Source organism: Iodobacter sp. CM08 (assembly GCF_033446605.1).
Lineage (GTDB): Bacteria > Pseudomonadota > Gammaproteobacteria > Burkholderiales > Chitinibacteraceae > Iodobacter.
Map to the genome: position 1 here is coordinate 12,119 of NZ_JAWQUO010000005.1, position 25,439 is coordinate 37,557.

At 49.2% G+C, this 25,439-nt stretch carries 25 protein-coding genes; 7 read left to right on the forward strand and 18 right to left on the reverse strand.

Annotated elements, in window-relative coordinates; all coding sequences use genetic code 11:
• Window positions 1-8: 8 nt before the first annotated feature.
• The 13 genes from rfaE1 to uvrC form a co-directional block, all read right to left on the reverse strand.
• Complete coding sequence (rfaE1, locus tag R6242_RS03695) at window positions 9-956, reverse strand: D-glycero-beta-D-manno-heptose-7-phosphate kinase (protein ID WP_318423882.1); 948 nt, start codon at window positions 954-956, stop codon at window positions 9-11.
• Window positions 957-1,661 carry an orotidine-5'-phosphate decarboxylase gene (pyrF, locus tag R6242_RS03700; protein ID WP_318423886.1) on the reverse strand — a complete coding sequence of 235 codons (705 nt, stop codon included), beginning with the start codon at window positions 1,659-1,661 and terminating at the stop codon, window positions 957-959.
• A 78-nt stretch (window positions 1,662-1,739) separates the two neighbouring features.
• Window positions 1,740-2,903 carry a lipopolysaccharide assembly protein LapB gene (gene lapB, locus R6242_RS03705; protein WP_293934195.1) on the reverse strand — a complete coding sequence of 388 codons (1,164 nt, stop codon included), beginning with the start codon at window positions 2,901-2,903 and terminating at the stop codon, window positions 1,740-1,742.
• A gap of 8 nt (window positions 2,904-2,911) precedes the next feature.
• On the reverse strand, window positions 2,912-3,214 hold the full coding sequence (locus R6242_RS03710) for a lipopolysaccharide assembly LapA domain-containing protein (protein ID WP_293934197.1): 303 nt from the start codon (window positions 3,212-3,214) through the stop codon (window positions 2,912-2,914).
• Window positions 3,215-3,369: 155 nt separating this feature from the next.
• A complete protein-coding gene (locus R6242_RS03715) occupies window positions 3,370-3,654 on the reverse strand; it encodes an integration host factor subunit beta (RefSeq protein ID WP_130108284.1) in 285 nt (94 codons plus the stop codon).
• A gap of 16 nt (window positions 3,655-3,670) precedes the next feature.
• Window positions 3,671-5,347, reverse strand: a complete 1,677-nt coding sequence (gene rpsA, locus R6242_RS03720) for a 30S ribosomal protein S1 (protein ID WP_374759863.1) — start codon at window positions 5,345-5,347, stop codon at window positions 3,671-3,673.
• Between the two features lie 244 nt (window positions 5,348-5,591).
• On the reverse strand, window positions 5,592-6,260 hold the full coding sequence (cmk, locus tag R6242_RS03725; RefSeq protein WP_318423893.1) for a (d)CMP kinase: 669 nt from the start codon (window positions 6,258-6,260) through the stop codon (window positions 5,592-5,594).
• A gap of 41 nt (window positions 6,261-6,301) precedes the next feature.
• Window positions 6,302-7,288, reverse strand: a complete 987-nt coding sequence (locus tag R6242_RS03730) for an aldo/keto reductase (RefSeq protein WP_318423896.1) — start codon at window positions 7,286-7,288, stop codon at window positions 6,302-6,304.
• 8 nt (window positions 7,289-7,296) lie between these two features.
• Window positions 7,297-8,166, reverse strand: coding sequence for a prephenate dehydrogenase (locus tag R6242_RS03735; protein ID WP_318423899.1), 870 nt, complete (start codon window positions 8,164-8,166; stop codon window positions 7,297-7,299).
• Window positions 8,166-8,810: an META and DUF4377 domain-containing protein gene (locus tag R6242_RS03740; protein ID WP_318423902.1), complete on the reverse strand. Its 645-nt coding sequence runs from the start codon at window positions 8,808-8,810 to the stop codon at window positions 8,166-8,168. Before R6242_RS03740 ends, R6242_RS03735 begins: the two co-directional genes overlap by 1 nt.
• Window positions 8,811-8,819: 9 nt before the next feature.
• Window positions 8,820-9,821, reverse strand: coding sequence for a 3-deoxy-7-phosphoheptulonate synthase (locus R6242_RS03745; protein ID WP_318423905.1), 1,002 nt, complete (start codon window positions 9,819-9,821; stop codon window positions 8,820-8,822).
• Between the two features lie 340 nt (window positions 9,822-10,161).
• Complete coding sequence (gene pgsA, locus R6242_RS03750) at window positions 10,162-10,731, reverse strand: CDP-diacylglycerol--glycerol-3-phosphate 3-phosphatidyltransferase (protein ID WP_318423908.1); 570 nt, start codon at window positions 10,729-10,731, stop codon at window positions 10,162-10,164.
• A 420-nt stretch (window positions 10,732-11,151) separates the two neighbouring features.
• A complete protein-coding gene (gene uvrC, locus R6242_RS03755) occupies window positions 11,152-13,008 on the reverse strand; it encodes an excinuclease ABC subunit UvrC (RefSeq protein WP_318423911.1) in 1,857 nt (618 codons plus the stop codon).
• Between the two features lie 172 nt (window positions 13,009-13,180).
• Here uvrC and R6242_RS03760 point away from each other — a divergent pair, with 172 nt between their 5' ends.
• The 4 genes from R6242_RS03760 (at window position 13,181) to tdh (ending at window position 17,350) form a co-directional block, all read left to right on the forward strand.
• Window positions 13,181-13,870 (forward strand): nitroreductase family protein, encoded by a 690-nt coding sequence (locus tag R6242_RS03760; RefSeq protein WP_318423914.1) that lies wholly within the window; start codon window positions 13,181-13,183, stop codon window positions 13,868-13,870.
• Window positions 13,871-14,050: 180 nt separating this feature from the next.
• A complete protein-coding gene (locus R6242_RS03765; RefSeq protein WP_318423917.1) occupies window positions 14,051-14,635 on the forward strand; it encodes a hypothetical protein in 585 nt (194 codons plus the stop codon).
• 230 nt (window positions 14,636-14,865) lie between these two features.
• Entirely contained in the window at window positions 14,866-16,068 is a 1,203-nt protein-coding gene (locus tag R6242_RS03770; RefSeq protein ID WP_318423918.1) for a glycine C-acetyltransferase, read from the forward strand.
• 256 nt (window positions 16,069-16,324) lie between these two features.
• The gene (gene tdh, locus R6242_RS03775; RefSeq protein ID WP_318423921.1) at window positions 16,325-17,350 is read left to right on the forward strand and encodes an L-threonine 3-dehydrogenase; all 1,026 of its coding nucleotides are present in this window, start codon (window positions 16,325-16,327) and stop codon (window positions 17,348-17,350) included.
• A gap of 57 nt (window positions 17,351-17,407) precedes the next feature.
• On the opposite strand, the gene R6242_RS03780 is transcribed toward tdh, so the two are convergent.
• Window positions 17,408-18,166, reverse strand: coding sequence for an SDR family NAD(P)-dependent oxidoreductase (locus R6242_RS03780; protein WP_318423924.1), 759 nt, complete (start codon window positions 18,164-18,166; stop codon window positions 17,408-17,410).
• Window positions 18,167-18,295: 129 nt separating this feature from the next.
• On the opposite strand from R6242_RS03780, the gene R6242_RS03785 reads away from it, so the two are divergent.
• On the forward strand, window positions 18,296-18,604 hold the full coding sequence (locus R6242_RS03785) for a helix-turn-helix domain-containing protein (RefSeq protein WP_318423927.1): 309 nt from the start codon (window positions 18,296-18,298) through the stop codon (window positions 18,602-18,604).
• A gap of 115 nt (window positions 18,605-18,719) precedes the next feature.
• Complete coding sequence (gene speG, locus R6242_RS03790; protein ID WP_318423930.1) at window positions 18,720-19,250, forward strand: spermidine N1-acetyltransferase; 531 nt, start codon at window positions 18,720-18,722, stop codon at window positions 19,248-19,250.
• On the opposite strand, the gene R6242_RS03795 is transcribed toward speG, so the two are convergent.
• From R6242_RS03795 to R6242_RS03810, 4 genes are all read right to left on the reverse strand, one after another.
• Window positions 19,247-20,398 carry an NAD(P)/FAD-dependent oxidoreductase gene (locus R6242_RS03795; RefSeq protein ID WP_318423933.1) on the reverse strand — a complete coding sequence of 384 codons (1,152 nt, stop codon included), beginning with the start codon at window positions 20,396-20,398 and terminating at the stop codon, window positions 19,247-19,249. The genes speG and R6242_RS03795 overlap by 4 nt on opposite strands.
• Before the next feature lie 443 nt (window positions 20,399-20,841).
• Window positions 20,842-21,777, reverse strand: a complete 936-nt coding sequence (locus R6242_RS03800) for a LysR substrate-binding domain-containing protein (protein WP_293934228.1) — start codon at window positions 21,775-21,777, stop codon at window positions 20,842-20,844.
• Window positions 21,774-22,265 carry a disulfide bond formation protein B gene (locus R6242_RS03805; RefSeq protein WP_318423939.1) on the reverse strand — a complete coding sequence of 164 codons (492 nt, stop codon included), beginning with the start codon at window positions 22,263-22,265 and terminating at the stop codon, window positions 21,774-21,776. Before R6242_RS03805 ends, R6242_RS03800 begins: the two co-directional genes overlap by 4 nt.
• A 157-nt stretch (window positions 22,266-22,422) precedes the next feature.
• Window positions 22,423-23,619 (reverse strand): patatin-like phospholipase family protein, encoded by a 1,197-nt coding sequence (locus R6242_RS03810; protein ID WP_318423942.1) that lies wholly within the window; start codon window positions 23,617-23,619, stop codon window positions 22,423-22,425.
• Window positions 23,620-23,891: 272 nt separating this feature from the next.
• Between R6242_RS03810 and guaB the strand changes: the two genes are divergently transcribed.
• Entirely contained in the window at window positions 23,892-25,361 is a 1,470-nt protein-coding gene (guaB, locus tag R6242_RS03815) for an IMP dehydrogenase (protein WP_318423945.1), read from the forward strand.
• Window positions 25,362-25,439 lie beyond the last annotated feature (78 nt).

The window sequence follows — 25,439 nt, forward strand, 5'->3', positions numbered from 1 at the left end:
GCCAGCAATTAAGCAAAGAGCTCGTCTGGGTGTACTACAGCAGTACCCAGCTTGGCAACCACTACACCAGCAGCTCGATTAGACCAATCCATCGCCTCAGGCATTTCCAAACCCGCCGCCAGCATCAAACCTAAAGTCGCAATGACCGTATCCCCTGCCCCCGACACATCAAACACTTCGTGCGCATGGGTTGGCTTATGCACTACGCCTTCTGGCCTAAATAAGGTCATCCCTTCCTCACTACGCGTCACCAACAATGCATCCAAGTTTAATGATGCACGTAATGACTCAGCTTTTTCGGCCAACTCCGCATCATTAGCCCACTTGCCCGCCACCTGCCTAAATTCGCTACGATTAGGTGTAAGCAAAGTGGCCCCACGATAGCGATCGTACTCATCCCCCTTAGGATCAACCAGCACAATTTTACCTGCAGCCCGCGCTACATCAATCATCAACTGCACGTGGCGTAAGCCACCTTTGCCGTAATCAGACAAAATAACAACGTCTATCTCAGCAAGCAAGGCCTTAAATTCATCGAGCTTCGCCGCCAAAATTTCATGGCTTGGCTCATTTTCAAAATCTATGCGCAGCAATTGCTGCTGCCTTGCCAATACCCGCAGCTTCACCGTTGTATCCAATGTCGCATCACGATGCAAATAGGTATGCACCCCATCCTCGATAAGCAGCTTTTCAAGGGTACGGCCAGCCTCATCATCCCCAACTACAGCCAATAAATGCGCCTGCCCACCCAATGCCGCAATATTTCTTGCCACATTAGCGGCCCCGCCTGCGCGCTCTTCTGTACGGCGAATACGTGCCACAGGCACGGGCGCCTCAGGCGAGATACGATCCACATCGCCAAACCAATAGCGATCCAACATCACATCACCCGCAACGAGCACCCGCGCATTTGCCACTGCACGCTCCAGCATACGCTTGCCTTCTGCAGACAACATTTATTGCCCCTTCGCCAACAAGCTACGATTAATCTCCAGCAGCACGGCCACAGGATCCGCACTTTGTGTAATGGGGCGACCAATCACCAAGTAGTCTGCCCCCGCAGCAACGGCCTCTTCAGGCGTCATGATGCGCGACTGATCGTTGGCGGCGAAATGAGCTGGGCGAATCCCTGGGGTAATCAAATTAAAATCAGCACCGCAAATACTTTTTAGCAAGCTCGCCTCATGTGCCGAGCAAACTACACCATCCAAACCACAATCGTGGGTTAAACGAGCCAACTTTTCGACCTGTACCGTTGGCTCAGGCAAATCCAACTCGGCCAAATCTGCAGCATTCATGCTGGTTAACACAGTCACGGCAATCAGCAAGGGCCGCTGAGGCAAGGCCTCTAATGCATCACGTGTAGTTTCCATCATTCGACGACCACCACTGGCGTGGACATTCACCATCCACACGCCCAACTCTGCCGCGGCTTTGCACGCCTGCGCAACTGTATTGGGAATATCGTGAAATTTAAGATCTAAAAACACATCAAAACCACGCGCAACCAACTGCTCAACCAATGCTGGGCCACTACGGGTAAATAATTCTTTACCCACTTTTAGACGACACAAAGCGGGGCTCAATCGATCAGCAAAGGCCAAGGCTTCTGCTGCACTAGCGTAATCCAAGGCAACAATCACGGGGGATGAAGTCGGCATACACAATCCTATTTATAATTTTATGCTAGGCATTAGGGCGGCGAACAAGCCTAAAACCGCTCTGTGAGCAGGGTAGAGTTATTTTTGTGCGCCACGAACCGGCGGAAAGGTTTCCCACTCGGTGCAAGCAGGGCAATGCCAAAAATATTGCTTGGCTTTAAAACCACAGTGGGTGCAGCGATACATGGTTTGCTCACGTGTGGCATCGTGAATCAGCTTCACAATCAGCTCTAGCTCAACTTTTTGATCATCTGGCGCCACCAGCAAATGCGCCTCAAGCACCTTACGCAAACTCGGCATCGTTGGATGCGCTTTCAACCGCTCCCGTACAAATTCATGCGTAGCCAGCAGGCCCTGCTCAGTTAGCAAGCGCTCATAAGCCAAATCCAACACATCTAACTCAGGATACTGGCGCAGCAGACCCAACAAGAGCTGCGTCCCTTCGGCCGCACGCCCTTGCAGATCAAAGGCCGCCAACAATGGCCTTGCTGCCAGCGCAATATAAAGCGGCTCTTGTGATTCAATCTTAAGCCAAGCTTCAATTGCAGCATCTACATTACCCGCCGTAATTTCCAGCTCAGCCAAAATCATATACGCACGGGAACACTTACGATGCTCAGCAATGGCTTTTTGCAAATAGGCGCGAGCCGCTGCAGGCTCAGAACGTAAAGCGCCTTGCGAGGCTAATTCGCAATAAAACTGCGCAATTTCATGCTGATAGGTATGACGCTCATCCCGCAATTGCTGTGCGGTTTCAATCGCTTTTGCCCATGCTTTTTCCTGCTGATATACCCCAAGCAATTCAATTCGCGCCTGCCTAGCGTAATCAGTATCGGCCAATTCAGTGAGCAGACTTTCTGCACGATCAAACAAACCGGCTTGCATAAAATCAAGCGCCAATTCAAATTGCGCCGTTTGTTTTTGGCCCACCGTTAATTCACGCCGAACCAATAACTTTTGATGCATACGAATAGCACGCTCTAATTCACCACGACGGCGAAACAAATGCCCAAGCGTGAATTGCAATTCAATGGTCTCTGCGTGATGCCGTGCAATATCCACATACACATCTACCGCGCGATTGGTTTCACCATTCAGTAAGTAGTTTAGCCCTTTAAAATACGCTACAGGCAAAGAGCGAGTTTCAGACAAAACATGTTTAATATCTACACGCGCAGCCAACCACCCTAGGGCAAAAAAAGCCGGCAAGGCAATTAGCCACCAGTATTCAATTTCAAGCATAAATAGATTTACAACGCGTCACGGGGTTGTTCAACAAGAAGATCAGGCGCTAAATCAGCAACGGTCTGCCTAGCACGTAATTCTTTTTTTAAGCCTACGACTTCACGGCGCAAGCGAATGATCTTAGAAAATGCGGCCAACAAACCAAATACGGCTCCAACCACAAAGAAAACTAACAATAGCAAAGCAAGTGGCGCCTGCCAAAAATAACCCAAAAAGAATTTAAGTACCACAGGCTCGGCATTATGCATAGCAAAGCCAAACATAATCACAAAGAGTATAAATTTAATCAGCCAGTAGAAATATCGCATGGGTTAGAACCATAGAAATAAGCTAGGTAGCATTGTAACCGATTCAGCCGTTGCATTCGCATGGATAATGCACATTGTACGTAAGGATTGAGGATGTTACGCCCCAATACAAAAAGGCGACACCCTTGGGTGTCGCCTTGAGGTAACGCAAAACATCAAATCAGGGCATCAACCCTTTCTCGAAGCTCTTTACCCGCTTTAAAGTGGGGAACAAATTTCTCCGGAACTGCTACTTTCGTACCAGATTTCGGATTACGCCCCACTCGCGGCGGACGATAATTCAGATCAAAACTGCCAAAGCCACGAATCTCGATACGCTGACCTTGAGACAAGCTCTTGGCCATTGCATCTAAGATGGTCTTCACAGCCAGCTCTGCATCCTTCGCAACCAGCTGCGGATAACGCTGGGCGAGCTTTGCAATAAGCTCGGACTTGGTCATCCCACCTTGATCCATATTACTCTGCGCCAGACATCTTAGCTTTCAGCAAGGCGCCTAGGCTGGTTGTACCAGCAGTACCTGTGCTTTCTGTAGACAGCTTGCTCATTACTTCTGTTTCATCAGCAGAGTCTTTCGCTTTGATCGACAGATTGATCGAACGGTTCTTACGATCAACGTTGATGATCATGGCTTCAACTTCGTCGCCTTCTTTCAACACAGTACGGATGTCTTCAACGCGATCGCGTGAAACTTCTGTAGAGCGCAGGTAGCCTTCGATTTCTTCAGACAGAGCAATTGTTGCGCCCTTAGCATCCAAAGATTTCACAGTACCCTTAACAAGGGAACCTTTGTCGAAAGTAGAAACGTAGTTGTTGAAAGGATCACCTTCCATTTGCTTGATACCAAGGCTGATGCGTTCTTTCTCAGTGTCGATAGACAGAACCATCGCTTCAACTTCATCGCCCTTCTTGTAGTTGCGAACAGCTTCTTCGCCAGCCACATTCCAAGAAAGATCAGATAAGTGAACCAGACCGTCGATACCGCCAGCCAGACCAACGAACACACCGAAGTCAGTAATAGACTTGATTGCGCCCTTGATCTTGTCACCCTTCTTGAAGTTTTCAGCAAAATCATCCCATGGATTAGCCATGCACTGCTTCATACCCAGTGAGATACGACGTTTTTCTTCGTCGATATCCAGAATCATTACTTCTACTTCATCGCCAAGCTGAACAACCTTAGATGGATGAACGTTTTTGTTAGTCCAATCCATTTCTGAAACGTGAACCAGACCTTCGATGCCTTGTTCGATTTCAACGAATGCGCCGTAGTCTGTAAGGTTAGTAACCTTACCGAACATACGTGTACCCGATGGGTAACGACGTGACAAACCAACCCAAGGATCTTCGCCCAATTGCTTCAGACCTAGAGAAACGCGGTTCTTCTCTTGATCGAATTTCAGAACCTTAGCTTCAACTTCATCGCCAACAGCCAGAACTTCGGATGGGTGCTTCACACGACGCCAAGCAAGGTCAGTAATGTGCAACAGACCGTCAATACCACCCAGATCAACGAACGCGCCGTAGTCTGTGATGTTTTTAACGATACCCTTGATGATCGCGCCTTCCTTGAGTGTTTCAAGGAGTTTTTGACGCTCTTCGCCCAAGGACTCTTCCAGAACCGCACGGCGTGAAACAACAACGTTGTTACGCTTACGATCAAGTTTGATCACCTTAAATTCGATTTGCTTGCCTTCGAATGGAGTGGTGTCTTTAACTGGACGAATATCAACCAAAGAACCTGGCAAGAATGCGCGCAGACCGTTAACCATAACAGTCAGACCACCCTTAACCTTACCGGAAATAACACCGGTCATAACCATGGCTTTTTCTAGGCAATCTTCAAGCTCAATCCATGCAGCCAGACGTTTTGCTTTTTCACGGGAAAGCTTAGTTTCGCCGTAGCCGTTTTCCAGGCTATCAATTGCAACAGGAACGAAATCGCCAACTTTAACGTCAAGTTCGCCATTGTCGTTTTTGAATTCTTCGAGCGGGATCAGCGACTCGGACTTCAGGCCGGCGTTCACAGTCACGAAGTTATGGTCGATAGCAACCACTTCAGCAGTGATCACTTCACCAGCGCGCATTTCCTGACGCGTTAGGCTTTCTTCGAACAGAGCGGCAAAGCTTTCCATGGAGCCGGACAGAGTAGCAGTAGTCATATAAATGGAAATTTCCAAGCATTTTTGGGCGGAATGCCAAAAATAAGTTAGTTAAACAAATGTTGTAAGGCTTTGCGCCCTAAAACACGATAAATACCCAACAAGGGCAAAAGCCACGACCTAGGGCCATGGCTTAGTGTGGCGATTCTAAAGAATTCTCTGTTATAGTTCAAGTACTTGGGGATAAAAGGCGTGATTTATAACAAGAAAAACCACATTATTCCTCTTTAGGCCGTGTTTTCCACCAAGATAACACCTGCTCAACCACCTGATCTAAGCTCAAATTCGAGGTTTCCAAGAGCAAAGCATCCGGCCATTGACGCAATGGCGCCTCAGCTCTAGCAGCATCGCGCGCGTCCCTTGATTCTAAATCTTGGGTAATCGCCGCTAAATCTGCCAACTCACCCCGCCCAAGCAGCTGCGTATAGCGGCGCTCTGCACGCACTTTGGCACTGGCGGTTAAAAAAATCTTCAGTTCTGCCTGTGGGAACACCACCGAGCCCATGTCACGACCATCTGCTACCAAGCCAGGGGCAAGCGCAAAAGCCCGCTGACGCGCGAGCAAAGCCTGCCTTACTGCAGCAAAGGCGGCAATTTGTGAAGCACCTACGCCAATTTCTTCGCTGCGAATTTGCGCACTCACGTCTTGCCCACTCAGCAAGATTAAACCCGCCTCAAAGCGCACATCTAATGATGCAGCAATACGGGCCACCCCAAGCTCATCACGCCACGCCACGCCTGCTTGCTTGGCGGCCAAAGCGCTTAAACGATACAAAGCACCCGAATCCAGGTAGGCAAACCCAAGTGCTTCTGCAACACCTTGTGCAACCGACCCTTTGCCCGAAGCGGACGGCCCATCAATAGCTAAAACAGCGATACCCGACATATCTTTCCTTGCCTATTTAGACTGCGCCGATTACCGCGCAGCTACGTCGTTAAAATCAATTCAATCTGCTGCAACTCAGCAGCACTAAATTCTAAATTTTGCACAGCAATAATGTTTTCTTTAATTTGTGCCACTTGGCTGGCACCGATGATAACTGACGTTACTTTCAGCAGCGCCCAAGCAATTGCCATTTGCGCCAAGGTTTGCCCACGCGCCTCGGCCACTCGGTTTAGCGCATTGATCTGAGCAATCCTTTGCTCAACTTTATCCGCACTTAAAAATGGATTATCCACGGCAGCGGCACGAGAATCGAGCGGGATACCGTTTAAATAGCGTGAAGTGAGCAAGCCTTGCGCCAAAGGACAAAAAGCAATTGAGCCTATTCCCTCTTCGGCCAATACATCACACAAACCGCCCTCAATCCAACGATCAAACATGGAATACGATGGTTGATGAATCAGGCAAGGTGTGCCCAACTCTTTTAATATGCGGCTCGCCTCACGCGTTTGCTCAGCGGTATAGGAAGAAATCCCCACGTACAGCGCCTTACCTTGCCGCACCATTGCATCCAATGCCGACATGGTTTCTTCTAGCGGGGTATCGGGGTCTGGCCGATGCGAATAAAAAATATCCACATAATCCAAGCCCATACGTTGCAAGCTTTGATCAAGGCTTGCCATTAAATACTTGCGACTACCCCATTCACCATAAGGGCCTGGCCACATTTCCCAACCAGCCTTACTCGATACAACAATCTCATCACGATAGGGCTTAAGATCTTTGGCAAGGATGCGGCCAAAGGTAGATTCAGCAGCGCCAGGGGGCGGGCCATAATTATTAGCAAGATCAAAGTGGGTGATGCCTGCATCAAAAGCTGCCAAGACCATGTCTCGGCTGCTGCTATACGCACGATTCTCACCAAAGTTATGCCATAAGCCCAAAGAGATCGCTGGCAACTTTAAACCACTGCGGCCTAATCGGCGATAAGGCATATTTTGATAGCGTGTTTCACTGGCCAAATAATTCATGATTAGTCCTACCTAGATTTACGGCCCCATTGATTACGCGCGGTGCTGGCGCGAACAATTTGCTCGGTTAAGCCTTGGGCATTTTGGCTTTCGATACATTCAATCAATGCCGCTAATTGCGCAGCATTGGCTTTTAGATCATGCAAAATAGCGCTTTTATTAGCAAGGGTAATATCACGCCACATATCGGGGTGAGATGCGGCGATACGGGTAAAATCCTTAAAACCCGTTGCGGCAAAATCGAGGCAAAGCGGTGCATTGTGGCGATCTAACAGCGCATTCATATAGCTAAAGGCCAGCAAATGCGGCACATGGCTCACCGCAGAAAAAACACCGTCATGCTCAAGCGCGCTCATTTCAAACACCTCGGCACCGCAGGCCTGCCATAGGGTGCGCAGCAGCGCTACTGATTCTGGGCCACTTTCAGGCAGCGGCGTCAACACCACGCGCCGCCCTTCGTATAAACCATATTGCGCAGCGGCCGCGCCGGATAATTCTGAGCCAGCAATTGGATGGCCCGGTACGCAGCGGCTTAAGTGCTGTGGCAGATATTGCTGATACAGCGCACTGACATCCTGTTTGGTAGAACCCGCATCACTCACAATGCAATGCGTCGGCAAATAAGGGGCAATCTGCTGCAATAGCCCCCCCATTTGGCCAACGGGCGTGCTCAGCAACACCAAATCAGCGCCTGCCACGGCGGTGGCGGCATCCCCACTTGCTTCATCAATCACATTTAGCTCAAGGGCACGCGCCAGATTAGCGGGATTACGCCCCACTCCCACCACATAATCCACGCACTTTGCCCGCTTGAGTGCCAGCGCAAACGAGCCACCAATCAGCCCTGTACCCAGCAAAACCAACCGTTTAATGCGCATTAGTCACCCAAAACTTCAAGCAAGACATATTTAAATGCGGAAGCATCCGCAGGCGGGTTGGCTACTTTTTCACGGCGTACTTTGATTTTGTAGCTTTTCCCTGCCACATAATCGAAACCTTCGATGTGGTCATAAAAAAGCGTCCATTCTGCGGCAGGCGATTCACGGGTCTGCAGGCAATTCATAGGCACAACGCCGGTACACGCTTTGGTTTCAGGCGCGATATAAAGCACTTGCTCGATCGCATCGGGCTGGCGAACAAAGATGAGTCGCTCGCCTTTCGCGGCTAAAAACACCAAGCGATTACCTTTTTGCAAGCGGTAGCGCTGCGCTTTGTCCAACACACCCAAGACGGCGGATTCTACTTGCGCCGCCTGCTCATCCAAGCAAGCCATCCGCGTACTGGCGAGCGGGCCTACTTTTAGCTTGGGCAAAGTGCTGATACCGCCAGAATAACGATTACACCCAGAGACCCCACTCACCCGATCGCCACTGATGTTTAAGGTCGCCTTTTTGGGCTCACGCTGGGTAACGCCTGCATGCCGCCATTCGCTTAAAACATAATCGCCATCCAAAAGAGAACGCGCTTGCGCGCTTATGGCCACCACTAACAGCGCTGTTGCCAGCAAAGATTTATTGAACATGACTATCCTTTAAAGAGATCGACCCAAGGCCAGAGCTAAGGGTTTTAAGGCCGCAAGTGTATCTAGCAAAGCTTGCGGGCTAAGTGCTTGATCTGCAGCGTAGCGTGCCTCCGCAGGGTTGGGGTGCACATCCAGCAACACCCCATCCGCCCCTGCCGCAATGGCCGCTTGCGCCAAAGCAGGCACCATCCAAGATTTGCCACCGGCATCACTAGGATCAACCATCACCGGCAAATGCGTTTCTTGCTTAAGCACCGCAATCGCACTGATATCCAAAACATTGCGGTATGCCGTTTCAAAAGTACGAATACCATGTTCGCAGAAAATAATATTGTGATTACCTCCCGCTGCAATCGATTCAGCAGCCATTAGCCACTCCACAATGGTTGCCGAAACGCCACGCTTTAAGATAATCGGCTTATTGATACGCCCAACTTCCCTGAGTAAATCCAGATTTTGCATATTACGCTCACCAATCTGGATGATTTCAACGTCGTATTCCATAAACGTATCCAGCATGCGCACATCCGGCAGCTCCGCCACGATGGGCAGTTGATGCCGCGCTGCAGCGTCTCTTAATAAACCCAACGCTTCGCGCTGCTGAGCGGCAGGGTGTGCGCCAAAAGAACCGCTGCGCATCAGCCGGCAAGCCGCTGCCGCAACGGCATCGGCGGTTAAATCCATTTGCTGCGCCGATTCTGCTACATAAGCCCCCGCAATCACTTGGATCTGCGCCCCGCCAATTTCAACGCCACGCACTTTAATAATGGTGCCACTGGGGTGCGTACTACGCGAAACAATCTTATATTGCTTGGCCACCCGATTCACCCGCTCTACCCCAGGCAAGATGGCAAAACGCGAAGGCTCTAAGCGCTCCTCATCCCCAATCACCCCAATTATGGTGAGCTCTGCGCCACGGGAAAGGTGCTCTTTTAGACCCGCTTGGTGGATTTTATTCACCACGCTCTCAATTTGCGCTTCGCTTGCGCCGTATTTCATCACAATAATCATGCGCCGCCTTTTTAATCTATTTTATGCACCACGACTTTTACCCACAAAAAACACGAAACATACGAAAAGACAATGAAACACACAGGAGATCTAGCCAATAAAGCTGCATTTTTCCGAGCTACGAGTCACCAATTTACTTCGTAAGTAATTTATTGAGCGTGTTATGGCTTAAATTTACCAAAGGGAACCTCGAAAAACCCATCTATTCATTTTTTGTTTCGTGTATGTCATGAGCAATCCATTTCTTGAACTCACTCATTAACATCAAGCCATAAGATTAAAAAAACCTGCAAACACAGCGGCTTACAGGTTTTTAATCTATCACTCAGGCATCAACACATTATTCTTCTTTAAATTGCTGCGCAGCCAATTGCAAATAGTAAAACATAGAAATAATTGTCAATATACCGGCAATATATAGCGCCAGTGTACCTATTAATTGTGTAGAAACACCTGGCAATAAAGGCCCTGCCCAAAGCAGCAATAAAATAGCAATCATTTGTGCGCCAGTTTTTAATTTACCAATATACGCCACGGCCGTGCTTTTAGATTTACCTTGCTGCGCCATCCATTCGCGCAGCGCAGAAATAGTAATTTCGCGGCCAATAATAATCACCGCCAACCATGTTGGGGCACGGGCCAGCTCCACTAATAAAATCAGGGCGGCGGCGACCATTAATTTATCCGCCACAGGGTCTAAAAATGCGCCAAAGCTAGAAGTTTGATTCCAACGACGTGCCAAATAACCATCAAACCAATCGGTGATTGCCGCAAGAAAAAACAAGGCACTACCCACCATGTTTTGGGTAATGAGTGGCATAAAACTAATCGGCAGGTAATACACGCCCACAAAAATAGGAATCAGCGCAACGCGCAACCATGTCAGAAATATCGGCAAATTAAAAGGCATGCGAATACAGAACCCAATGGCAAATACAGCAAGAAAATCGCATTCTACCAGTATGCACAGCCCGATTGCGGATCAAGCTCGTTTTATTCAGGGCATTCGTGAAAATGTGCAACAAAGCAAAATTATCCAAGCTAAAGGCAATTTATCCATAGACAAAAACCAGACACTTTGCCTACAAACTAAAGAGCCGCTACGGCCAAGATTGAATCGAGCAAAAAAAAACAGCACCCCATCATTTTCATTACCTGATTATGTATCTTGCTCAATTTCATTATAAATATCGTAGGGCGGGTGAAACCCGCGTATTTCTTCAGCATCACTCGCGGGTTTCACCCGCCCTACACATTCAAAAATCAAGCCCAACACTCAAGAAACCCTCCTGCACAGAGTTCATTGAGCAAGAGACATAATCAGGTTTCATTAAGCACGCAACACGGCATGGATTTTTTCTGCCAAGGCTTGGCTAATCCCCTCTACCTGCTTTAATTCATCCACACTGGCGGCCTTTACCCCTTGCAAGCCACCAAAGCGGGCGAGTAATTTTTGCCGCCGTTTTGGGCCAATGCCTTCTACATCTTCTAAGCTGGATGAAACCCTTGCTTTAGCGCGTCTGGCACGGTGACCGGTGATGGCAAAACGGTGCGCTTCATCACGAATTTGCTGAATTAAATGCAAAGCGGGATGGTCACGTCGCAATTGGATTGGCTCTGGCCTATCCACCAAGATGAGCTGCTCCAAACCGGCCTTACGCGTTTCACCTTTAGCCACACCTAGCAAGATAGGCTCAAGCATGCCCACCTCGCTCATCGCCTCTACCGCCATAGATAGCTGGCCCTTGCCACCATCGATCAACACCACATCGGGCACCATACCTTCACCCGCTGCAATTTTGCCGTAACGGCGAATTAAGGCTTGGCGCATGGCGGCGTAATCGTCCCCTGGCGTAATGCCTTCAATATTATAACGGCGGTATTCCTTAGGCTGCATATCCATACGGTCGTACACCACACAAGAGGCCACGGTGGCTTCACCCATGGTGTGCGAGATATCAAAGCATTCGATACGGGCAATGGTATCGGGCCACTGCATGGCTTCGATCAAAGAAGCTAATCGAGCATGCTGCGTAGCGGTTTGGCTACTTCTTTGCAAAATTGCCAATTCAGCATTCTTAAGCGCCATTTCTAGCCAAACGCGTCGCTCGCCATTGGGATTACTATTCAATACCACCTTATGCTCGGCCTGCTGGCTCAACAAATCCGCCAATAGGGCAGCGTTTTCTGGCTCAGGATGGCAAAAAATCACCGGCGGCGTATTGCGCTCTAAATAATGCTGGGCCAAAAACGCCTCAAGTGCTGCAGGTGCATCATAACCATCGGCATGCGATGGAAATAGGTTTTTATCCCCCACATGCCGTCCACCGCGCACCATAGCTAGGTTCACACAAATCATGCCTTGTGCAATCACACACGCCACAATATCCGCATCCACCTCGCTACTATTACTCGAAACAAATTGCTTATCTTGGATGCGCGATAAAGCGCTAATTTGATCCCGAATCGCCGCCGCCTCTTCAAATCGCCAACCTTCAGATGCCATTTGCATGCGCAATTCTAATTCACCCAATATTTCGCTGGCCTTGCCATTTAAAAACCGCACCGCGTTATTAACATCGCTTCGATAATCATCATGGCTAATTAAATCCACACAGGGTGCCGAGCAGCGCTTGATTTGATGCAATAAACAGGGCCTAGAACGATTGGCAAAAACCGTGTCTTCACAAGTGCGTATTTTAAAAACTTTTTGTAACAGCTGAATGCTTTCTTTAACCACGTAGCCATTGGGAAAGGGGCCAAAATATTGATGGCGTTTATCTAAAGTGCCACGGTAATAGGCTAAGCGCGGGGAGTCATGCCCCGTAATCACCACATAGGGATAGCTTTTATCGTCCCGAAACAAAATGTTATAGCGTGGGGCTAAAGCCTTGATCAGATTATTTTCTAATACCAGCGCCTCGCCTTCGGAGCGCACCACCGTGGTGTCTAAGCGCATTACCTGAGCCAGCATTAAACGAATACGTGGGCTGTGATCATTTTTTTGGAAATAAGAGCCCACCCGCTTGCGCAGATTAATTGCCTTGCCCACATATAAAACCGTGCCATCCGCCCCCAAGAATCGATACACCCCAGGCTGATCCGGCAGGCTTTTAACTTGTTCTAATAGCGCGTCTTTAATGGCTTGAGTGGATAGAATGGCGTCAGCAGATGGTTGTTCGGACATAGGATCAGGAGATAGACGGGTTGGAGTAGCGACATTCTACGCGGCTAAGCAGCAAATAAGTACGCCAGAGCACCTCCCACTTTGTCTTTCAAACAACGTAAGGATGTAAATAATTGGCGAGCATGATTTACGCCCCTTATGATGAGCCGGTCTTTTCCTTTCGGAGCTTGTCATGCATACACACCCACTCAATATCAACACCCCTGGCTGGCTTGATCTCAGCACCTTTGAGGAACAAGCCCCTAGCAATATGCTAGAAAACGCCACGCAGTTTTATAAAACCATGCAACGCAGAAAAACCATCCGCGAGTTTTCTAATCGTCCCGTGGCTAGAGCTGTGATCGAACAATGTTTACTGGCCGCAGGGACTGCACCATCTGGTGCCAATCATCAACCTTGGCACTTTGCCGTTATTGAAAGCCCTTCCATCAAACAACAAATCCGCCTTGCCGCCGAAGCAGAAGAACGCGATTTTTACACCCGACGTGCACCACAAGACTGGAAAGAGGCACTCGCCCCATTGGGCACCGATGCAGAAAAGCCGTTTTTAGAAATCGCACCCTATCTGATTGTCATCTTTGGCCAAAAGCACTGTGAGTTTAACGATGGATTACGGCTAAAGAACTACTATGTGCCTGAGTCTGTCAATATTGCTACTGGCTTTTTGATTGCAGCATTACATCACTCTGGCCTAGCCACCCTAACCCACACCCCTAGCCCGATGGGATTTTTAAATGAAATCTGTGGCCGGAGTAAAGACGAAAAGCCTTATATCTTGCTGGTCGTTGGCTACCCAGCCGAGCATTGCCAAGTTCCCAATATCCTAAAAAAACCGCTTCACGATATTGCATCTTTTTTATAGGCAGTGTTTCAACTATGGTCAGCCCCTAATTGTTCCTAAAAATGACACCTCTATTCAAAAGCAGAGACCTATAGCCCCTAAGTATTTTAATTCGTTTACTCATTGAAGTAATAGGTCTTAAATGCCCACTGAACCGAGCAATCATTTTTGCACTTATTTCTAATCTTTAGCAGCAGCTGCTTGCTGCGCCCCTACGAGCGACATCCGTGGATGTCAAACAAACGACAGAAAATATACAAGAGGCATGCGCCTGTCTTTTTAAAGATCAACCACAGCCTATTTCACGGAGATAAAATGAAAGCAAAAACATCAAGTGTCGTGCTGTTTATTGGCCTAATTAGTATGGCTGTATTCAATACTAATGCAGCAGGACAAAACCCCATTCCAGCATTGATTAAATCCACATCCAATCTTATTTGTCATGGTGATATTGATATGCGGGACAGCTTAAAAACTCAACTCACCATTGAATTCGATCAAAAAGAACCCAACACACTACAAGCCAACTATATTCTCACCAGTTCAAAGAATGAAAGCACGGGCGCTATTTATGGCTGCGGGGCCAGCCAAGATTGGATGATGCGCTGCAATTATGATGCAGACAGAATATCTGGTCTGATTTTAATGAAGCTTTCCAAAGATAAAAAAACATTAACGGGGGCATTCCCCAGTGCTGATGCAAGGACGATGGAAGAAGCCATTGAGGAAGGCTTTAAATTCACAACACGCTGCGCCACGCAAACTAGCCGTAAACCTGCGGATTGATAGCACGGACTCTGAGCTTTCTTAAAACCCTCATCGCCAATCTGGAGGTGAGGGTTTTAAGAAAGCAATAAAGATCACACACTTGAGTGCGTATTCAATGCCACCTAGGTAGCAGCAAGCCAAATAAACACTTCCCCGCTCTAAAACACGCCCAACTGCTACTGCTCGGCCATTCTGCATCGGTCTACAATCAAGCTATTCGCTCGACACAACCCGTATACAGGATGACTATGAATCAGGCCTATCTTACACACCTAAATGCAACGCTCACGCAAATCCACAACGATGGCTTTGCCAAGCCTGAGCGGGTAATTGCCAGCCGCCAAAGTGCCGACATAACCTTACAGAGCGGCCAGGAAGTGCTGAATTTTTGCGCAAATAATTATTTAGGCCTAGCCGACGACGCCCGCCTAATTGCAGCCGCCAAACAGGGTATGGACGATTATGGCTATGGCTGCGCATCGGTACGCTTTATTTGCGGCACCCAGCAGGTGCATAAAGATTTAGAACAGGCGATTTCTGGCTTTCTAAAGACCGACGACACCATCCTGTATTCCAGCTGCTTTGACGCCAATGGCGGCGTATTTGAAACCCTGCTGGGTGAAGAAGACGCGGTGATCTCGGACGAGCTGAACCATGCTTCGATTATCGACGGCGTGCGCCTGTGTAAAGCCAAGCGTTTCCGCTATAAAAACAACGATATGCAAGACCTTGAGGCGCAACTGATTGCCGCCGATGCTGCGGGTGCGCGCTTTAAGCTGGTGGTGACCGATGGCGTATTCTCTATGGATGGCATTATCGCCAACCTAAAAGAGCTGTGCGATGTGGCCGAGCGCTATAACGCCATCGTGATGGTGGATGATTCGCACGCTGTGGGCTTTATCGGTGAAAACGGCGCGGGCACGCCCGAATTATGCGGCGTGCAAGACCGTATCGATCTTTACACCGGCACCTTGGGCAAAGCACTGGGCGGCGCATCGGGCGGCTATGTCGCTGGCCGCAAGCCAATGATTGATTTACTGCGTCAGCGCTCACGCCCCTATTTGTTCTCCAATACCCTTGCCCCCGCCATTGCAGCCGCCAGCTTAAAAGTATTAGAGATTTTGGCGAGCGATGAAGGTAAAGCACTGCGCAGCAATTTAAAGCGCAACGCCGAATACTTCCGTAAAGCCATGTCTGACGCGGGCTTTAGCTTGGTACCAGGCCAGCACCCGATTATTCCGGTGATGCTGGGCGACGCCCGCCTTGCGGGTGAAGTATCGGCAGCGCTGCTTAAAGAAGGCGTGTATGTAGTTGGGTTCTCCTTCCCTGTTGTGCCCAAAGGCAAGGCCCGCATCCGCACGCAAATGTCGGCGGGGCATACACTAGAACAAATCCATAAAACCGTCGCCGCCTTTATCAAAGTAGGCCGTGAATTAAAAGTGATTGCTTAAAAATAAAACTTACAAATTCTGTAGCCACAGAGCTAAATGAGAACACAGAGCACACAAAGAAATTGCTAGCTTGGCTGGCGTTATGGCACTAGTAGGGCGGGTGAAACCCGCGTATTTATTGAGCAAGGCTCGCGGGTTCCACCCGCCCTACACGACATGGCATGCGCTTTTCTCCGTGTTCTACTTTTAATCTCTGAGAGCTCCGCGTCTACAGACCTTAGATTTTGTAGTCTTAATAAAATAATGGAAACACCCGATGAAAGCCTTATCAAAATTGACCGCAGCACCTGGCCTGACGATGAATCAAGTCGAAAAGCCTGTCATCGGCCATAACGACTTGCTAATCAAAATCAAAAAAACCGCCATCTGTGGCACTGATATTCATATCTGGAAATGGGACGATTGGGCGCAGAAAACCATTCCGGTGCCCATGCACGTTGGCCATGAATATGTCGGCACGGTGGTGGAGATTGGTTCAGAAGTGCAAGGCTTTAAGATTGGCGATCGCGTTTCTGGCGAAGGCCATATTACCTGCGGCCATTGCCGTAACTGCCGCGCAGGCCGCCGTCATCTCTGCCGCAATACCGTTGGCGTGGGCGTGAATCGCCCCGGTGCTTTTGCCGAATACTTGGTGCTACCAGCCTTTAACGCCTTCCCTATTCCTGACGATATTTCTGATGATTTAGCCGCGATTTTCGACCCCTTCGGTAATGCCGTACATACCGCCTTATCTTTTAATATGGTCGGTGAAGATGTATTGATTACCGGCGCAGGCCCGATCGGCATTATGGCGGTGGCGATTGCCAAACATGTTGGCGCACGCCATGTGGTGATCACCGACGTCAACGACTACCGCCTAGAGCTGGCGCGTAAAATGGGCGCAACGCGCGCCGTCAACGTCTTAAACGAAGATTTAAAAGACGTGATGGCGGATTTAAAAATGACCGAAGGTTTTGACGTGGGTTTGGAAATGTCTGGCAATCCACAGGCTTTTCGCACCATGCTGGAAACCATGCAGCACGGCGGCAAAGTGGCGCTCTTAGGCATTCCACCATCTGACACCGCCATCGACTGGAATCAGGTCATTTTTAAAGGGCTGGAAATCAAAGGTATTTACGGCCGCGAGATGTTCGAGACTTGGTACAAAATGGTCGCCCTCATCCAATCTGGCCTCGACATCACCCCGATTATCACCCACCACTTTCCTGTAAATGAGTTTGAAGCAGGCTTTGCTGCCATGCTATCAGGCCAAAGCGGCAAGGTTATTTTAAGCTGGGAATAAGGCGAGTTAAATAAAGCCATAAGGGTGCGGTGCCCTTATGGCCATTACATGGGTTTACTAAATTTGAGTAAAACCACCATCCACGGTCAGCTCTACCCCATTCACATAACGAGCATCATCCGATGCTAAAAACAAGGCGGCAGCGGCAATGTCTTCAGGCTGCGCTACATAGCCCAGCGGGACGACTTCTGCTGCGTAGCTATCCAGCCCGGCTAGCTGCTCTGCATCCCATTTCAAGCCATTCTCCATAATCGGTGTACGGGTCAGGCCTGGGCTCAGTGCATTCACCCGAATCTTGCGCCCTTTCAGATCATTGGCCCAAGAGCGTGCAAACGAGCGAACTGCAGACTTAGAGGCATTATAAAGGCTCAGGTTTTCCATGCCTTTATTGGCCACAATCGAGGCCGTCAGCACGACAGAACCTCCCTCTTTTAGCAGCGGCAACAGGGTTTGCACCGTAAAAAAAACACCCTTTACATTGATATCAAAGGTCTTAGCAAACTCTGCTTCAATCGTCTCGCCAAAGTGGTTGTATTCTGCGATTCCGGCATTGGCAAACACCACGTCCAGCACGTCCCCCTGCTGCTCAATCGTGCTTTTCAGCTTTTGCAAATCGGCAAGCTCGGCCACATCCGACACCACAGCCAGTGCTCTTTCCCCCAGCACCGTAACGGCAGCATCCAGCGTTTTAGCCGACCTGCCGGTCACATAAACTCGGCGGGCGCCCTCATCCAGCAAAGCCTTAGCAATCGCAAAACCAATACCGGTAGAGCCACCGGTCACAACGGCGACCTGATTCTTAAATTTAGCTGACATAGCGTAATCCTGTTTTTACTCAAGGGAGGGAGCAACAAGCCCAAATGGCGAGCTGTTTTTTGCCAAGTTCATAAGTTCTATAATTATCGAACAATTGAACATTAGCATGCACTATGCAACACTGCAAGCATGAGAACACCAATCCACCCCTCAAAAGAAGATCTAACTCTGACCCGAGCGCTGTATGCGCTGAGCGACCCCGCACGCCTTGCCATTGTGCAGAGCCTTGCCAGCAAGGGCGAACAGGCCTGCGGCGCTTTGTGCCAAGACATGGCCAAATCCACCGCATCGCATCATTTTAGGGTGCTGCGCGAAGCAGGCATTATTCGCATGACGGCGGATGGCACGCAGTTTATCAACAACATACGCAAAGAAGATCTAGACAGCCGCTTCCCTGGCTTGCTGGATGCGGTGCTTCGCTCATTGGCAATGACCTAAATAAAACACCATAAGCCACCGCCCCTCTGGGTAACAAATACCATTCCTGCTCTCAAAATGAACTCCGTTTCACCTCTCTGGGTCGGACACTCATCTCTATTACCCTAAAATTTATATGAGTAGCCGCTTAAAACTACGCCCTTTAGAACGATCTGATTTACGCTTTGCCCACGAGCTGAACAATAACGCCAAAATTATGCGTTATTGGTTTGAAGAGCCTTACGAGACTTTTTCTGAGCTTACCCAACTATACGATCAGCATGTACACGATGTACGCGAGCGCCGCTTTGTGGCCGTAGATGGCAATGATGAAATGGTGGGCTTTGTTGAATTAATTGAGCTGGATTACATTCATCGCCGCGGTGAATTTCAGATCATGATTGCACCAGAGCAACAGGGCAAGGGCTATGCCAGCGAAGCGACTAGGCTGGCCGCCAGCTATGCGTTTTCTGTGCTTAATCTGCGTAAGCTTTATTTGGTGGTGGATGTGTCAAATAAAGCCGCCATTCATATTTATGAAAAATGCGGTTGTACCCAAGAGGCCGAGCTGATAGAAGAATATTTCAGCAACGGCACTTACCATAATGTCTTCAGAATGTGCCTATTCCAGCACAATTTCTTTGCCAAAAATCGAGTGTCAGCTTAAACCAAAACGGGCGGCAATTGCGCCGTTAGCGTTTGCTTCTGCTGGGTGGCTGCGCCCAATAAGGCAAAGCCCAGCAAATTGCCATTCGCATCCACAAAGCGCGCATCTAGCCCGCTTTCTACATCAGTAATTTGCCATTGCCCCTGTGCGCCCGTTGCGGGAGGTGCCACGATAGTTGGGCAGGCGGGTGTTTTCACCAGCACCGGCATGGCGGGGTATTTAACAGCTGTGGGTGTTCCGGCCAGAGTGGCGGCCAAGGCACGGGCGCAGTGCATGATGGGCATTACAAATGGCAAATTCAAACCCATTACCTCAGCACAATCACCTAAAGCATAGATATGTGGATTGGATGTTTGTAAGTTTTTATTCACCACAATGCCGCGATTCACATCCAGCTCTGCACTACCTGCCAGATGGATGCGCGGGCGCAAACCCACCGCAGAGACCAGCATACCCACTTCAACAATCGAGCCATCATTTAAACCCAGTAAATAACGCCCTTCCATATGATCGTAATTTTGCGCCGCAAGGCCAAAATGAAACTCCACCCCTGCCGCCGTTAATTGCTCGGCCAAATAACGCCCCGCCGCTTCTGGCAATAAACGTGACAAAGGCCACGCTGCTGGCTCAAATACAATCGGTTTAATCCCAAGAGCTAATAAATCATTAGCAAATTCGCAACCAATTAAACCCGCACCAAGAATACCTACCGTTGTTAAACCAGGTAGTTTGGCGGCAAATTCGGCATAATCCTGAATATTATTCACAGAAACAACATCATCCCCCGCATTACCCCCCAAAGGCAGGTAGATAGGATCTGCGCCTAGAGCTAAAACCAAATCTTGATACACCAAGGCTTGACCATCAATCAGCAATACCTGCTGATTAGCCGTATCAATCCCCACCACTTCGGTAAAGGGGAGAATGGCTGCGCTTAATTCGGTCGCCATTTTGCTAGCAGATTTTAACACTAGGGATTCAGCTGTCTTATTACCCGCTAAAGCATTAGACAACATTGGCTTAGAATAAAAATCAGCGGCGTCTTCTGCAATAATAGTTAAAGGCGTGGTTTGATCTAATTTACGAAATTCACGCGCCAAATTATAGGCCGCCAAACCCGAACCAATAATTATAATAGGAGTGCTCATTGTGCTTCCTGTGGTGTGCGTCAATAGATTAAGGTAAATCAGTTTCTCAGCATTTTTAAAAAAATAAACTACACATTCATCACTATATTTCATAAGGGAACGCTGATTTACTCAGTGTCGTCATTCCCACACAGGCGGGAATCTAGTATTTACGTTGGGCTCCCGATAAAAACATTCGAAGATGACGTTTAAGCCCCTGATTATGTCTCTTACTCGAACTTATCATCAGTATCGTAGGGCGGGTGCAACCCGCGTTTTTTCAGCATTCCTCGCGGGTTGCACCCGCCCTACGGTGATATTTTTCTTAAGTTGATAGGATTGGGTTTTACCCGCCCTACGAATGCAAGTGTGATTCTAAAAAATTTATTTACATAGGTATAATTGAGCAAGAAACATAATCAGGTTTAAGTAATAAGCAATTATCCATAATGAAGCTAAAAAGCTTAATGCACAGGCTCATCCTGCAAAATACTCACGGAAGACAAGCGGGTATTTAGCACCGCTTGCCGTACAGCCTCTACTGCTGCAGCGCGCGGAAAATTACGTCGCCACGCCAAAATCACCCTACGGCTTGGGATAGGCTCTTTGAAAGGGCGAATCGTCAGTAAAGCATCATCCGCGGCACTCACCGATGAAGCCGGTAACACCGTTACACCAATTCCCCCGGCTACCATATGCCTAATCGTAGTAAGCGAGCTACCTTGCAAGGTGCGTTGCAAACTCCCTACCGGCAGGCTTTCACGATTTAAATCTGGGCAGGCTTGCAAAACGTGATCGCGAAAACAATTACCAGAAGACAACAGCAAGACATTTTCATCCGCCAAAATAGACGAATCAATCTCTGTTTCGCTCTCCCAAGGATGGCCCTTAGGCGTTGCCACCACAAAAGGCTCGTCATAAACCGCTTGAGTGGCAAGGCCCGCCTCAAAAAAGGGCTCGGCCACGATGGCTACATCAATTTCACCCTGTTTGAGCATTTCAACTAGGCGTGCGGTGTAATTTTCTTCCAGCAAAATCTGCATTTGCGGCGCGGCAATACGCAGCTGCGGAATTAAATGCGGCAATAAATAGGGGCTAATCGTGTAGATAATCCCTAGTCGCAACGGCCCTGCCAGAGGGTCTTTGCCCTGCTCTGCCAGCTGCTTAATCAGCTGCACTTCTTCTAATACCCGCTGTGCCTGCTCCACTAAACGCCCACCAATTGGCGTGAGGCTCACATCGCTCGCCGAGCGCTCAAATAGCGCCACGCCCAGCTCTTCTTCCAATTTTTTTACCGCCACAGATAAAGTGGGCTGCGAAACAAAACAGCTGGCCGCAGCACGGCCAAAATGGCGCTCTCTGGCCACGGCAACAATATAGCGCAGCTCGGTTAGCGTCATGCTTTAGCCTGCCAGAAACGAATACCCCAAGTGGCCGCAATCAGGCCACTAAAGCCTATGAGCGCAATCACCGGCAGCGATAAACCAAAGAGGCTCCAATCAATCACACCGCATTCCCCGTGCCCTGTTAGCACGCCTTTAAATACCTGCAACCATGGCTGGGTTTCCATTAAGTAATTGAGCCCCGGCCCACAAGAAGGCAATTGGCTTGGATCAATAAAATACTGAATCGCCACATGCCTTGCTGCCACACCCGCACCTGCCAGCCCAACGATAGTCAACAAGATAGGCCAAAAACGACTCATCCGTGGCAGTGGCACTGCAGCGGCGCAAAAAGACAGCAAGCCAAAGGTAATAAAACCCACTCGCTGAAAAATACATAGCGGACATGGGCTTAAAAATTGAGTTTTTTCTAGATACAGCGCAAAAGCAATGGTGCTCGCGCAAAATAAAGATAGGGCTAAGTGCCCCAAACGCCAACGCAACATGAAGCACTCCAATCGCCATAAATAGATACAGACTATTCTATCAGCCAACTCGATCAAGTGGGTACTTATGTAAGCACGGAATAAGCGTTGTTAACGAAGAGTAATCTGTGAATATTACAGATTACCGACCCCTAACCCCAAGGCTAACGACTTGGGGTTATTTAGCGCAGGTGTCCGGCTCGCCAACATTTTCTTGAATTTCAGACAAAAAGGTGCGTAATTCTTGCTCCTTATCCATGGCATCGCGATAGCCCAGCTCAATTAGTTTGCGAGAATAACCACTACAAAACAATAAGTAGCTGGCCACCACCGAGCCCTGATGACGAAACGCCCCCATGCCGCCCAATAAAAAACGCATCCCCACGGGGAATTCCAACTTAAACGCCACCGCCAGCCGCTCTAATGGCTGTGATGGAGAAATCGTCAGTACTTGTATCGGCCGCAGCCCCAGTGGCAAAGTACGTATCACCTCCGCAGGCACTGCGGCAAGCGTCCGATTGATTCTATTTAGCCTTTCTAGATCTGTGTCTAGCCCATCCAAAAAAATGCTATTCATTAAGTGCCCCATCACTTGGGCCAAAGTAGGATAGCGCGTGTGTTTTTCTCGTACAGCAGGATCAGTCAGGGGTGGAGCCACCCCAATCACCAAAATACGCTCAGCCCCAAGATGGATCGCAGGGCTGATCGGCGCAATTTGCCGCACCGAACCATCACCAAAATACTCACGATGTAAACGTACCGCAGGAAACAACAAAGGAATTGCTGCGGAGGCCATTAAATGATCCACGCTAATGCTCGCCTTTACCCCCACCCGAGAGGCGCGCCGCCAAACATCTAAATCGGCCGCCCCCTGAAAAAAAGACACCGATTGCCCCGATGTATAGCCCGATGCAGAGATCGATAAAGCCCTGAGCGCGCCCGCATTAATAGCGTGTTGAATCCCTGAAAAATCTACGCGATCTATCAATAAATCACGCAGTGGTGAATTATTAAGAAAAGCACGTGGATTACGCTTCCCCATCCCGCCCACTAAAAGCGACAATAACCAATGCCCCCCTGAGCTTAATAAGTGCCATACAGAGCAATGATAAATCAGCTCAGGGCTTAACCCCTGCCATAGCCTCGCCAACTCAAAAACTGAGCGGCGAAAATTCATGGCCCCCGCCGCTACGGCCACTGCATTAATCCCACCTGCTGAAGTGCCACAGATAATGGGGAAAGGGTTGGCGGCTCCTTTAGGCAGCAATCTAGCAATTGCCAACAACACCCCAACTTGATAAGCCGCCCTTGCCCCGCCCCCTGATAAAATCAAGGCCGTATTTGCACGGTGCGCCTGCATTCTCTTGCTCAACATAATCGGCCTCTTGATCGAATCAACCTGTTCTGGGCTCTAAAATCCCAAAGCCATTGGCATACTCTTACGCTAGCTCGAAGCCATCCTTACCGCAAGCACCGATGCCGAATAGGCCCTATTCTTGCTCAAGTAAATTTCCACCCCATAGCACGCAAAGGCAGATACCCATTATTGACAAAACTACAAATTATTAATGGAAACACGAAATAGCAATTAGTCTTCTTACGCGGTTTTCGGTATAATGCCGTTTTGGCGACTAAGGATTCTGCACCATGCGCGTGATTCAGAAGGCCCTCACCTTTGACGATGTACTCCTCGTCCCGGCCCATTCAAACATCCTACCGCGTGATGTCGATTTATCGACACAATTCACCCGTAATATTCGCCTGAATCTACCGCTGGCTTCTGCAGCGATGGATACAGTGACCGAGGCTCGCCTCGCCATTGCAATCGCCCAAGAAGGCGGCATGGGGATTATTCATAAGAATATGACCCCAGTAATGCAAGCGAAAGAAGTATCCAAAGTAAAACGCTACGAATCAGGCATTGTTAAGGATCCGATTACCGTATCCCCAGAGATGCTGGTTCGTGACGTGCACGAACTCACCCGTCAGCACAAAATCTCTGGCCTGCCTGTGATCGACAAAACCGGCCAATTGGTCGGCATCGTCACTAACCGCGATTTACGTTTTGAAACACGCCTTGACGTGGCTGTCAGCAGCATCATGACACCCAAAGAGCGCTTGATTACCGTAAACGAAGGCGATTCGATCGAATCCGCCCGCGTGCTGATGCACGAGCACCGCCTTGAGCGCGTGTTGGTGATCGATGAAAACTTCAAGCTAAAAGGCTTGATTACCGTTAAAGATTTGATCAAGACTTCTGAGCACCCAAATGCCGCCAAAGACGATCAAGGTCGCCTGCGCTGCGGCGCGGCTGTTGGCGTGGGTGCAGGCACGGAAGAGCGCGTAAAACTGCTTTCTGAAGCCGGTGTGGATGTGATTGTGGTAGATACCGCCCACGGCCACAGCCAAGGCGTGATTGACCGCGTACGCTGGGTGAAGCAAAACTATCCGCACATCCAAGTGATTGGCGGCAATATCGCCACCGCTGCTGCCGCTTTAGCTTTGGCTGAAGCCGGTGCCGATGCGGTTAAAGTGGGGATTGGCCCAGGCTCGATCTGCACCACGCGTATTGTAGCGGGTGTGGGTGTACCGCAAATCACTGCGGTAGCCAATGTAGCCGATGCACTGGCTGGCACAGGCATTCCACTGATTGCTGACGGTGGTATTCGCTACTCTGGCGACATCTCTAAAGCCATCGCCGCCGGCGCAAGCTCGGTAATGTTGGGTGGTTTATTTGGCGGCACAGACGAAGCGCCGGGTGAAGTAGAGCTTTATCAAGGCCGCACTTACAAGAGCTACCGTGGCATGGGCTCCTTAGGTGCAATGGCCGGCAGCAACGGCTCCTCTGATCGTTATTTCCAAGACAATGTAAATAACGCAGATAAATTAGTACCCGAAGGCATTGAAGGCCGTGTGGCCTACAAAGGCCCGATTACCGCCATCATCCATCAGCTCATGGGCGGCTTGCGCTCCTCCATGGGGTATTTGGGCTGCAAAAACATCACAGAAATCCACGAAAAAGCCGAATTTGTGCAAATCACCGCAGCCGGCATTCGCGAATCGCACGTGCATGATGTGCAAATCACCAAAGAAGCACCAAACTACCATACCGACTAAGCATTAGCGCTTAATCAAAAACCGGATCACCCCATGGTGCATCCGGTTTTTTTATGCTTGCTATGCCAATTAACAAGT